The 11,427-nt window shown below is 64.4% G+C and carries 12 protein-coding genes; 6 read left to right on the top strand and 6 right to left on the bottom strand.

The window, feature by feature from the left end; all coding sequences use genetic code 11:
• The first annotated feature begins 227 nt into the window (after positions 1 to 227).
• Complete coding sequence (locus tag Vlu01_RS20965; protein ID WP_204002196.1) at positions 228 to 929, top strand: hypothetical protein; 702 nt, start codon at positions 228 to 230, stop codon at positions 927 to 929.
• Between the two features lie 311 nt (positions 930 to 1,240).
• The gene (locus Vlu01_RS20960; RefSeq protein ID WP_204002194.1) at positions 1,241 to 1,837 is read left to right on the top strand and encodes a DUF3558 domain-containing protein; all 597 of its coding nucleotides are present in this window, start codon (positions 1,241 to 1,243) and stop codon (positions 1,835 to 1,837) included.
• A 472-nt stretch (positions 1,838 to 2,309) separates the two neighbouring features.
• Here Vlu01_RS20960 and Vlu01_RS27640 read toward each other — a convergent pair whose 3' ends face one another.
• The 3 genes from Vlu01_RS27640 to Vlu01_RS20950 form a co-directional block, all read right to left on the bottom strand.
• Complete coding sequence (locus tag Vlu01_RS27640; RefSeq protein ID WP_444543446.1) at positions 2,310 to 2,939, bottom strand: ISAs1 family transposase; 630 nt, start codon at positions 2,937 to 2,939, stop codon at positions 2,310 to 2,312.
• Positions 2,940 to 2,981: 42 nt separating this feature from the next.
• Positions 2,982 to 3,425 (bottom strand): transposase family protein, encoded by a 444-nt coding sequence (locus Vlu01_RS27635; RefSeq protein WP_239096020.1) that lies wholly within the window; start codon positions 3,423 to 3,425, stop codon positions 2,982 to 2,984.
• Between the two features lie 391 nt (positions 3,426 to 3,816).
• On the bottom strand, positions 3,817 to 5,136 hold the full coding sequence (locus tag Vlu01_RS20950; protein ID WP_204002191.1) for a hypothetical protein: 1,320 nt from the start codon (positions 5,134 to 5,136) through the stop codon (positions 3,817 to 3,819).
• Positions 5,137 to 5,847: 711 nt separating this feature from the next.
• On the opposite strand from Vlu01_RS20950, the gene Vlu01_RS20945 reads away from it, so the two are divergent.
• The 4 genes from Vlu01_RS20945 to Vlu01_RS20930 all read left to right on the top strand — a co-directional run bounded on the left by Vlu01_RS20945 (position 5,848) and on the right by Vlu01_RS20930 (position 8,208).
• On the top strand, positions 5,848 to 6,339 hold the full coding sequence (locus Vlu01_RS20945) for a winged helix-turn-helix domain-containing protein (RefSeq protein WP_239096019.1): 492 nt from the start codon (positions 5,848 to 5,850) through the stop codon (positions 6,337 to 6,339).
• A complete protein-coding gene (locus Vlu01_RS28070; RefSeq protein ID WP_444543444.1) occupies positions 6,269 to 6,922 on the top strand; it encodes a transposase in 654 nt (217 codons plus the stop codon). The genes Vlu01_RS20945 and Vlu01_RS28070 overlap by 71 nt, the downstream gene beginning before the upstream one ends.
• Positions 6,923 to 7,107: 185 nt before the next feature.
• The gene (pyrE, locus tag Vlu01_RS20935; RefSeq protein ID WP_204002188.1) at positions 7,108 to 7,632 is read left to right on the top strand and encodes an orotate phosphoribosyltransferase; all 525 of its coding nucleotides are present in this window, start codon (positions 7,108 to 7,110) and stop codon (positions 7,630 to 7,632) included.
• Positions 7,633 to 7,719: 87 nt separating this feature from the next.
• Positions 7,720 to 8,208 carry a GNAT family N-acetyltransferase gene (locus tag Vlu01_RS20930; protein WP_204002185.1) on the top strand — a complete coding sequence of 163 codons (489 nt, stop codon included), beginning with the start codon at positions 7,720 to 7,722 and terminating at the stop codon, positions 8,206 to 8,208.
• 179 nt (positions 8,209 to 8,387) lie between these two features.
• Here Vlu01_RS20930 and Vlu01_RS20925 read toward each other — a convergent pair whose 3' ends face one another.
• From Vlu01_RS20925 to Vlu01_RS20915, 3 genes are all read right to left on the bottom strand, one after another.
• On the bottom strand, positions 8,388 to 8,807 hold the full coding sequence (locus tag Vlu01_RS20925; protein WP_239096029.1) for a DUF4259 domain-containing protein: 420 nt from the start codon (positions 8,805 to 8,807) through the stop codon (positions 8,388 to 8,390).
• Between the two features lie 199 nt (positions 8,808 to 9,006).
• On the bottom strand, positions 9,007 to 9,750 hold the full coding sequence (locus Vlu01_RS20920) for a DUF4184 family protein (RefSeq protein WP_204002179.1): 744 nt from the start codon (positions 9,748 to 9,750) through the stop codon (positions 9,007 to 9,009).
• A 133-nt stretch (positions 9,751 to 9,883) separates the two neighbouring features.
• A complete protein-coding gene (locus Vlu01_RS20915; protein WP_204002176.1) occupies positions 9,884 to 10,834 on the bottom strand; it encodes a DUF7710 domain-containing protein in 951 nt (316 codons plus the stop codon).
• Positions 10,835 to 11,427: the final 593 nt, after the last annotated feature.

The raw sequence follows: 11,427 nt of genomic DNA, 5'->3' as shown, positions 1-11,427 counted from the left end.
CCACCGACGTGCGCAGTCGCCGGCCCCCGGTAAACACGTCCACCGTGTCATCCGCGAACCGGCCGCCCCGGAGAATGTGGTCTGCATCCTTGTGGGATCTATGCCGCCAATTGGGGTTAATCGAGCGTGATCAACTCCTTGCCTTCGTGGTGCTGTCGGCTTCTTGACATGGAGAGGGCCGATTCAGTCGGTCCCCTCGTGTGCCCGATGACCGAAACTATGACGCTATGGAAGAGGAGCTTGGCAAGGCGGCTGTAGGTGTCCTGGTTGCCGCGATTGGTGGCGCCGCGAGCGCTGGTCTTCAAGCTGCAGCGAAGAAGCTTCGCTCGCGGGTTCACTCTCAGCTCATCGACTCAGATAGTAGTGAGATTTACGAGGAATGGGAGAGAAGCCCGAGAAGCGTCCGCGCTCAAGGCGACCTAGCTGCGGCAATTGGCTGGTTGGCGAAGAATGACGTTTTCTTCAAGTCCAAGATCCGAGAGTTGATCGAAGAAGCCGAGGCGCTTTCGACGGTGCAAGAAGCCGGCTCTATCGTAGGTGACCAGATCAGCAGCACGGTCACCGCAAGTGGTGAGGCTAAAGTAATGAGCGGAGTCATCCATGGTGGGGCTCACATGGGTGACAATATTAGTAAAACGAACACTACAAAGATCGGTGGAGGAATCCTTCTGGCTGGGTTGCTTGTGATTGCCGCGCTCTACGGTTTTAACCAAATTTCGTCCGGGAATGAGATCACTCAAAATTCCACCTGTCAGCAGTTCCTTGAGGCGTCCTCGGAGGACGCCTTGCGTGGTTTGCGCCAAGTGGGGATCGAACTTGGCGTTAAGACCGGAAGTCCGCTGGCGCCGCCAGCCATCTCTTATCACTGCAGTGGAGATCCAAGCGCCCGTCTGGGTGACGTCGTTCTTCGCTATAAAGGGCAGTTCTAGCAAAATCCCTGTCGGCTGAAGAGTTCGGCCGCCTTGGTGTCTTTGATGAGGAGTCGAGGCGGGCGATTCATGTTCTACCTGCACTGCCGGCGTTCGTGCGGGAGGTGTCGAATCTCGGCTTTGGGCGCCGTGTTCGTGGGGGAGCCGAGTGGCCGTCCAAGGGTGGCGGATCGCGACCGATACGTTCATGCGGAAGCTCGTTGACTTGCCTATCAATGATGAGATGGTGGTGGGGCGGCACTTCGGCCGGTACGATTCGGGCGCGCACTTCACCCCGGATTGAAGGGTTCTTTATGATTACGCTCAAGGGTATGCGGCTCGTCGGCCTGCCTGCGGTCATCGCGATATCTGCATTGACTGCATGTAGTCCACCGAGTAACGATCATCTGTCTGGCTCTGATAATGTCACATCTGCGCCCTCCGGGAGTTCGGATCGCCCGACTTCGCAGACCACCGAGACGACCACGCCGGAACAGCCCGACCTGTTGCTGCCTAGTCCGACGATGCAGAGTCCGGCGCGGGAGGCCATCGCGAGGGTTGGCGTTGACCCGTGCAGTCTATTGACTGACCAAGAGGCGGCTACTCTGCTCGCCGGGTACCCCAAAGAGGGCCTGACCGAATCCGTTGACAGCACCGATGGGCCGGTCGCGGAGTGTCGATACGGTCAGGGAAATAAATTCTATACTATTGATGTAACGAGGCCCACCAATGACAACTGGTACAACCCCAACCGTGCATATGGGCATGCTGTTGACGTCGGTGGCGGCTGGGAGGCGTACATCAATGCCCACTCCTTCAATGCCAAGCGGGCTAGTGTCAGTGTTGGTGTCGGTCCCAGCATCGACGCGACGATAATCGATCACGACGCCCTGCTTGAAATTGGCAAGCTGATAACATCTCGGCTCTGAACCGGCTGTCGCGCCCGCGCCGTTGGCGTCTCGCAGAGACAGGGGCTAAAGAAAGCGAATGAGGCTACGTGCCTGGCCCGGTCTGACGAGTGTGGCCGACGTCTTCATCGCCGCAGGCGGCGCATCCCGGAAATGCCCGAGATTGTGTGTAAGCTCCGGGCGACTCGCGTCATCACCAGCCCATTTAGCTCAACGCGCGTTCACCGACGACGCAGAACTTACCCGCTTCATCGTCGAACTCGACGGTCAGGTCGTCTTCCTCGAAGCCGTCAGATGCCGCATTGAGGCTGTTTGCACCCCCGCGTTATTCGCGATCACTATCGCCATGGGGTGCCGGCCGCGAAAGGGTCACGCCGACGCAAACCTTTTCTCGGCGCACTACTGACGCCCCTCGTATGTCATCTAGTTCTTCCAGTGGGCCGTTCCGATCGTATGTCTTCAGCCTGAGGTTGTCGGTGGGGGCAACCCAGGGCTATTGCGTAGTTGGGTTTCTCCTGGTCACGGCGTCGATGAGGTCGTGTGGTCGGCGGTTGGCGCGTCGGGTGGCTTCGGCGATGTTGGTTGCGCCGTTGGTGCGGTGGTAGCCGATCGGGGTGTTACGGAGCGTGGCGAAGACGGTAGGGCCGTTGCCGGTGCGGGTCTGGTGGGCGTCTTCACGTAGCGTCACGTCTCTGACGTAGTGCAGGCGATTCTCGATGTGCCACTCGGACCGCGCCCAGGCGCCCAGGTCGGTTGGCTGGGCCTGTTCGGCGGGCAGGGACACGGTCAGGTACGCCGTTTCGCGGGTGGTTCTGCCCTTGATCGTGTGGGTCCGGGTGATCCGGACGGCCTGCTGTACGTGGGGAAAGCCCAACCCGCCCGGGGTTTGGATGGTAATCGCTTTGACGGTTCGGGTTTCTTTGCGGCCGTGGCCGGTGTCGCGGGTCTGGTCCCCGACCGGCACCTGCGCCCAGGGCAGGGCCTTGAGCTGCGCGAACAGCTTCGGTTGGTTTCCCTTGACCGCGACCATCAGATGCCCTCCGGCGGCGGCGAGCAGCTCGGCATGCCCGGTCTGGGCATGCAACGCGTCCGCGACGACCAGGACGTCTTTGAGTGATCCCAGCTGGGCGCGACCAGCTGCAACAGCGGTGTGAACGCCGGGATTTCATTGGACTTCGCCGCAATCTGCACATGGGCGAGCACGACACAGGTGCTCGTGTCGTAGGGCCGACAGCAGATGGACCTGCCGCCCGTCGGGCAGCCGGGCACCGCGGACGACCTTCCCATCGACGGCGATGACGAGGCGCCACCGTCGTCCGGTCGCCACCACCGGCATCGCCCGGGCCCCCAGCCACCGGACCAGCACCTGCGACAGCACCTCGGCGTCGATGCGGATCAACAGCCGCCACATCATCGTGGCCGCGGGAACCCGATCGGTGAACCCGAGCCGGCCCCACACCGATCGATCCTGATCGCGCACCCAATCGGTGATCGCGGCGAACGTGCACGCCCCGGCCAGCACCGCGCACACCGCCACCGCGAGGATGCTCACCAGCGGATAGCGCCGGCCCCGCGGTTCACGCGGGTCAGGCACGGCAGCCAGCACCACGAACAGACTGTGATGGTCACCTTCGGTGACCGCGGTAGGTAACGATTCATCGGAGGGTCGGTGCGCAAGCACGATCTCGGTGAGCGATGATGACATCGGCGGGTGCGGTCCTGTTCTGGCTCATGGGTCTTCGCAAACTCCATGATCACCAACGGGTCGCGCCCGTCCTACATGGACCCGACCTCGCTGGACCCCACCCCCAACTCCCAGGTCAAACACCCGTCAACCAACTACGCAATAGCCCTGGGTCAAGGCCGACACCGACCTGCCGGTGCTGCGGGTGCTCGGACGGGAGCTGGATCTCGCGCATCGCAGACCCGGCCGCGTCGCGGCGGCTGCGCCGGCCGCAAGGGCATGCTCCCGCCGATTGGGCCAAGCACGAGGATGGTGATCAGCCTGGGGTGCCGTGTAGGATGAACGGCTCGTCGTTTGTGTAGTAGCCAATGGCGTAGCAGGAGCGTTCCGAGGCACAGCTCACCTTGGAAATCCCAGCGGCGGTACTCGTCAACCCACTGACGCTGTTGGCTCGCCACTCCTTACCATTCCACTGCCAGATCCACTCATCAACCAGGTTCTGCGTGTCCGTCGGTTCGCTGTCCGTGCTGTGGGATCTACCGATGAGGCAGTTTGTGATGGATGTGCAGGCGAAGGCCGCCCTGGTGAAGAAGCGCCTCGGCAACCCGCGGCGTGCGTCATCTGTGAGCACCCACTGCCCGTCCTTTACCTGGACGACCGAGGCATCGGCCCCCCCTACAGAGGTCAGGAGCACGATGCAGTCATCCGTGGTCGGGCACTGGCCGACTGGCCACATGTCCGGCAGATCCAGCGGTTCACCCGTGGCGGACCACTCTCCACCGGTCAGTCGGAGCACACTGCCCTTGTGGTTGAAGCCGATGCAGTCGTCGTGGGCGTTGCAGGACAGGGACGTCACTATCACGGAATTCACCGCCGCGGGCAGCACCGGGCTCTCCCTCCACCGGCTGCCGTCCCACACCCTGACCATAGAGTCTCGTCGTTGGAAACATGCCTGCGGGGTACATCCGAAACGCCCCCCAGAGTTCAAATGCTCGGGCGTCCACGTGCCGCCGTGGTAGTGGTAGGCCAAGGTCCAAGGCCCCCCGACCGACATAGGCTCCCCGGCAGCGTCAAGTGCGCCTCGATCTTCTCCCTCGGCCCAGCAATCATCCGGCGTTCGGCAGGCCACGCTGATTGGCACGAAATCGGGGTTCAGTTCGATGATCGTGATCGCGTCGTCCTTGAGGTGGGCGATACCCCGGATGTTCCGGCTCGCCATCCAGCACTCGTTCTCCGCCGGGCACGCTATTGAATCGATATTCGCAGGGAGTCCGGAGGTGGGCATGCTGGTCCATTGCAATGTCGGGTGGTCGTCGCCCCGAAGCGCCCCGACAGCCACGATCGCGCCCGCCGTGAGGAACACCGCCATCACGGTCGCGATCACCGCGACGCGGCGTCGCATGGGAGGCCTGCCTACGGGCGCGCCGCCACCCACCCGCGCAGCTGCGGAGGGCGGGAATTTCGGACCGCCGGAGACCGGCCGTTCCGCGGCAGGCACGATACCGCCGGCCATCGGAGGATCTTGCCGGAAGACCTGATCCGGAGGACCACCTGAAGCGACGATGGCCGTTCCGCAGGTTGCGCAGAACCGAGCTTGCTGCTGGGCGGCGGCACCACAGTTGGTGCAGTAACTCATTGCTCCACCTTTCGACAGCTTCCGGTCACCGCTCTCGCTGCCGGGTCGACCTCGACATTGCTACACATCCTTCACGCACAGGTACGACCGAGATGGCTGGTTGGTGCGCCCGATTGGCCGCAGAGATCGCAGAACGTCTGCCATCGGCCAACTGTGCGCCGCGTTCGCGCAGCAGTTCATGACATCGTCCTTCCTTACCGACTTCCTTACCGAGGACGGGTCCCGCGCACATCAGATCATCTCGGGCCGTCCGAAGCATCCGTCGAGGAGCGACGATCGGCGGTCACTTTGGAACTGGCATGCTGCCTGAAATGGCCGTGAGGTTCGCCGAGTAGGTAACGGAGCGCAACCATTCGGACGTGGCCGTGGCTGTCGGCGACGAGCCACAAATGCCCCGTGGTCCTGCCACGTCGTTGACCAGCCGCCGAAGCCAAACGGCTGGCACTTGGGACGGTCGGCGCGCGGACAGACCGCGAGTCTGGCGGGCCGAACGGTTGAGTGGTGTGGGGAGTTCGCACCATTGCCCCTGGGGTGAGCTGTGTGTTGACATGTCCGCGCGCACGGCTTGCCAGTGGGATGCCCAGCTGGTCCGGGGTGAGTCGGGTCGGATTTGGCGCGGGCATTCGCTACAGATCTTGAATGGCCAGGTGTGTCCACTGTGGTTCGGCGTGTCGTCGTGATCTTCGCTGGTGGTCGTTGTAGGCCGGGGTGATGAGGTATCCCGATGGAGGTGGGTTGTCCGCGCGGGGGCGGGCCAAGCGTGAGGCGGTACGACGGCAGGCGGCCGGTTGGTTCGTCCAGGATGTGTCGGTGCCGGAGATCGCGCGCAGGCTGCGGGTGTCGCAGACCGCGGTGTACGGGTGGCGCAAACGGTGGAAGGCCGGTGGTGAGCAGGCTCTGGCGTCGAAGGGGCCCGGTGGGTCTCGCTGTCGCCTTGATGAGGGCCGGCTGCGGCGCCTGGCCGACGCCCTGGAGCAGGGGCCGGCGGCGCACGGGTTCGGTGCCGATCAGCGGTGGACCCTGGCGCGGGTGTCGGATCTGATCGCTCGGATGTTCCGCACCCGCTACACGCTGCGTGGCACGGCGAACATCATGTACCGGCTTGGTTGGTCGGTGCAGGTGCCCAAGCACCGTGCGGTCGAGCGTGACGAAGCCGCGGTCTCGACGTGGCGGCGGGAGGTTTGGCCGGCGGGAAAACGGTAGCGGCGCAGCGGCAGGCGTGGCTGGTCTTCGAAGACGAGGCCGGTCAAACGCTGCGTCCACCGAAGGTACGCACCTGGGGCCGACGCGGTCACACCCCGGTGGTCCCGGTGTCGGGCAAGGGCTCCGGCCGCGTCTCGATCGCCGGGCTGACCTGTTACCGGCCCGGCCAGCGGCCCCGGTTGATCTACCGCACGATCGTGCACCGCGGCCGCAAAAACGAACGACGCAGCTTCAGCGAATGCGACTACATCAGCTTCTCGACGCCGCCCACCAGCAACTCGACGGGCCGATCGTGCTGATCTGGGACAACCTGAACACCCACATCAGCGCCGCGATGCGCGCCATGATCGACGCCCGGGACTGGCTGACCGTGATCCGGCTACCGGCCTACGCCCCAGACCTGAACCCGACCGAGGCAGTGTGGTCACACCTCAAACGCAGCATCGGCAACCTCGCCGTGACCGGCGTCGACCATCTCCTCGCGATCATCAAGAACCGACTCAAAAGCATCCAGTACCGCACCGACCTGCTCGACGGCTTCCTCGCTCACACCGGACTGACACTCGAACCCGACACAACCTGACCATTCAAGATCTGTACCGGCTACGAACGCACCTGTCGCCGTGGTTCCTCCGTCACGCGCTGTGTCGCCCGGTCGGCGGCAAGTCCGGACGTCGACGGTTCAGGGCGTCGTCCTTGCAGGACGATCTGCGGGTTGCTGTCGAGGGGCACGATTGCTTGATCCAGGCGGGATGCGAGGCTGTCCGAGTGACCTTCCCGCTCGCGCGCCGCGTCAATGACACCTGCCACTTGACCGGACGGTTCCGTCTGCGATCCGGTCAGATCAGCGGGGAGTACTTCGACAAGTACCTGTTCGAGGGGCAGCCGGACCTGTTGCGTGAGGTCGCCGAAGCGATGGTCGCCTTGCTCCCCGAGTGCGACGTGCTGGCGGGGATGGAGATGGGCGGCATCCCCCTTGCCACGGTGATGTCACAGCTGACCGGACTGCCCACCGTGTTCGTGCGAAAACACGCCAAGGAGTACGGCACCAACAAGGTCGCCGAGGGCGGTCCCGTCAACGGCCGCAGTGTCGTACTGATCGAGGACGTCGTGACCACCGGAGGCGCCCTACTGGCATCGTGCAGGCAACTGCGCTCCATCGGCGCCCAGGTGGAGACGGTCGTCTGCGCCATCGACCGCGAGCAGGGCGGCCGTCAGAATCTGGCGACCGAGGCGCTGCAACTCCGTGCCGCGCTTACCCGCCGCGACCTGGAAACCTCCGTGATGGGCTGACAGCTTCAGGGGCCGCACGACCGGCGCCAGATGTGCGACTGCTTCTGCAACGCAGTCGGTTGCTGCGGGACTGGGTAGGCTCCCGAGATGCTTCTGCGTGACGTGGAGCCAGCCGACCTCGATGCGTATGTCCGCATGCGCTGCGATCCGGTCATGATGTTGGAGCTCGGCGGCCCGCAGCCGCGCGAGCGCATTGCCGCTCAGCTCAGGCGTGACCTTGAAACGGTTCACGAGGACAGCGCCTGGATAAAAATGATCGTTGCCGGTAACTCCGCGCAGGTGGCGGGGACGGTGACGCTGTACCCCCATGAGGGCATCTCCGAGATCGGTTGGATGGTCCTGCCAGAATTCCAGGGCAGAGGCTTGGCGGGCGAAGCCGTCCGCCAAGTTCTCGACTTGGCCCGCGCGGATGGGCGTTGGGGGCTGATCCACGCGTTCCCGAGCACGACGAACGCCGCATCGAACGCCATCTGCCGCTCGGCCGGGTTCTCCCTCATCGGTCCAGAGGAGACGACCTTCGCCGGGCGCATCTTTCAGACCAGCCATTGGGTGTTCGGTTCATCTGCGCACGCCTGATCACCTGGCCACTCAGCCTCCCGGCCCCTGTCCAGCATCCGCTCACCGGCACGTCCGGAGGCACCTGGGCCGGCTCGGCTGACGCTGCGTAGCGCGCGGCTCGCGGCAGATCAGTGCGCTGATCTGCCACTTCTATGGGTAGGCCTTGCGTGGGCCGGGCGATCCTCCGGCTGGGCGCTTCAGCAGCCGTGGAGTGCGGTGCGGATGGGCGCGAGGGCTGCGATGAGCTCGTCGAATCGGCCTGCCTCTTCCCACAATTCACGCCAATGGGAGTCCTCGGCTACTACTCGATCAAACGCGCGGAGTGAGAGGCCGATGAGGTCGGTTGGTATGTCGAGTGGACCGTCCGTGCGCGGACAGTCAGGGCTGTATACGGCGTCAAGCGCTGGGCCGCCGGGCTGGTGGGCTGCCACGATGGCTGCGGCTGCTATCGCCTGGGTGCCTTCAACGTAAGGCAGATAGCCGGTCGCGTCGGCTGCCGCAGCCAGAGCCTCGCGGAGGACTGCGGATCGTTCACTCGGGATGGCCTCGTCGAGGTCGTAACCCCAGTCGCAGGCGGTGTCGTCGTCGAATGGTCCCAATCCCCAGGACCCACACACATTGCCGCCGTCAGTACAGCGCACTTGGACGGGGACAAGATATCTCCAGCGGCGCCGGCCGCGATGACCCGATGGGGCCGAGTTTGCCGCGACCGGACCTGCAGCAGCATTGATTGAGCAGACTGCGGCAGAAGCGGGTGTCGTTGCTGAAGGCGTTACCGGGTGAGCCCTCCGGTTCAGTGGCTGAGCTTCTGGTCGGTCATCGGGTTGGTTGGTCGTGCCGGGCCAGGACGGCGTAGCCTGCGGCGAGGACGATCGCGGCCGTTAGACCGGCACCGCCTGCCTGGGTGACGGCGAGGAACACCATTCGCTGAGGGGTCACGTCCTGGGTGGCGGCCAGGGCGGCACCGCCGACGGCGGCGAGCCCGATGGACAGCCAGGCGGCCACCATGAGTACCCGATTGGCGGCCGGCCGCTGCTCAGGCACCGGCGACTGCCTGCGCCACCAACGGAGCAGCCAGACCACGACCACGACGGCGCCGACGATGGTGCTCATACGCTGTATCCAGCGATAGCCCGGCGTGCCGAGGTGCGTTTCCGCCAACCAGCCGATGTGGACGGCGCCCCACATCCCGTCATGCGTGAACGAGTCCCACAGCACGTGCGTCAACGCACCGATCGCCAGGGAAACGACCAGCGTCGCCGCGTAGCCAACCGACCATCGAGACCTGGGCGAAGGTAGGCGTTCGCGCAGTCGAGCAGGCGAGATGGCGGTCAGGAAGCGGGCCAGCAGCCCATGCCAGAGGATCAACGCCCCAAGACCCAGCACCACATCGACGCTGAGAACGCCGACGAGCGAGTGGGTCAGGGCCGCCTGCACCGGCAGCGGCAGATAGTAGGGGACATCAGGAACCATGCTCCCGATCACCAGGGCCGATGGCACCAGCCACGCTGACCGCGTCAACGGCAGCACCGCCGCGACATGACTCCCCGTGAACGGCACCTCCGGCCCGCCTCCTTCGCCCGGCAGAATCCTAAAGACAACCAGCCGCCGAAGGCCTCAAGACACCGCCGACAGCAGTCGAGGCAGAAGCAGGCTCCGACCCGGGCGCACGATGTCTGCCATGAGCGAATACCTATGAATCTCGATGGCCGTCGGTCAGGTGGACGTGACGTAACCCGGGACTGAAGGCGGCGACGTGGTCCGATGTGCCGTGGTGCGCTTTCGACGGCGTGAAGCGGCCTTCACTGACTGCGAGGTCGTAGGCACCCCCACCGGCGTACTCGGCCAAGATCCCGGTCACTTGGCGCTCCGCCGCCCAGGCAAGCCCGGCGTCCAGAGTGTCGAACACTCCGGAGGCGTATCGGGCGCGGTCACCGTGGAAAATCCAGACGGTTGACCTCAGTGGGCTCCGTTGAACAGCGGGCCTGCGGTGCAGGCCCTTCGGCGTGAACGAGAACGCGCCGGGAAACTTGCCTGGGAGATGACGTACGGCGAGGACCACCGGATCGGGGTACACGCCCCGCAGACCCGTCTCGGCTGCAGCGTTCGCGAAGGCATTCCACAGGTGAAAGCAGATCAAGTCGTGATCATGATCGGCCGTGGTGTAGGCAAGCGTCTTGGGGTAGAGCGGGTTCGTTCCGCCAATCCAGAGCGACGGTGACCCGAACGTCTCGATGACCTCGGGTAGCGTTCGGTCCTGTGACACCCAGCTACTGATGTTGGCACTCAGCTGCTGATACTCCGCCTCGGACAGCGCACGATCCAGCTCGAGCCAGCCGAGGCGATGAGCGATCTCGGCGTAGACGGAGGACGCGGCATCCCGCACGGCATCTGCCGGCAGGATCGTGCTGTATGCGCCCATAACGCCCGTCGCGGTGAACGCGTCGCGGTCGCGTAGTCCCTCGCACTCCGCCCGCCACCGCGTCAGGCTCCCGTCCACGGCGGCCATCGCCTCCAGCAGAAGCCGTTCAGCCACCTCGTCCCTGCCGTACATCCCAGGGCGACGAAGCACACCGTTCACCTGCGTCAGGTGGTGACGACGCGCCTCACCGAGAACGAAATCAGAATGATCCCTGCTGCTCATTACTGCCGATCATGACATTTTCAACGAGCTGCGGGACATCCGCTCATCGACAGAAGCGGATGCCGGGTGGAGAGATGTCGACTGGACGCCCGTCACGCAACGTCATCGACCGGTCATACGGTCAGTCGCACAACCGTCAGGGCAACCGGCCATCAAAGAGCCGTGTCCCCCGGTGCAACCTTTTACGTCAAGCCGTACTTGTCTCTGCACGGGAGTGCTTGGAGCTGGGAGTCGGCTGACACAGTCCATCACGCCATCAGCACTCTGAGCAGGCCAGACGCTGCAGCCGCAAATCTCCAGCAAGCGATCACAGCAGTACCCCCTGCGACCAGTTATTGATCCTCAAAAGCAGAAAACCGCAGGTCATCAGCGCTGCGGCAGAGAGATGCACACCGTTTAGGAAACCGATGCTCTATCCCCTGAGCTACGAGGGCGCGAGGGCCTAGTCTAGCGACCTGGGCGTTCACCTGAGGTGGCAGGGAGTGGCCCACGTTCCCCCGCGTCACCCGGACCGCCGTTCTCCCAGCCCAGGACCACAGCCCGAGCACACGAACCCCGGTTTGCGACCGGGGTCGGCCGCGATGACCCGCGTT

Origin of the sequence: Micromonospora lutea (genome assembly GCF_016863535.1) — a bacterium.
Classification (GTDB): domain Bacteria; phylum Actinomycetota; class Actinomycetes; order Mycobacteriales; family Micromonosporaceae; genus Micromonospora; species Micromonospora lutea.
The sequence above is the reverse complement of the archived record's forward strand: the minus strand, read 5'-3'. Positions and strand labels throughout refer to the sequence as shown.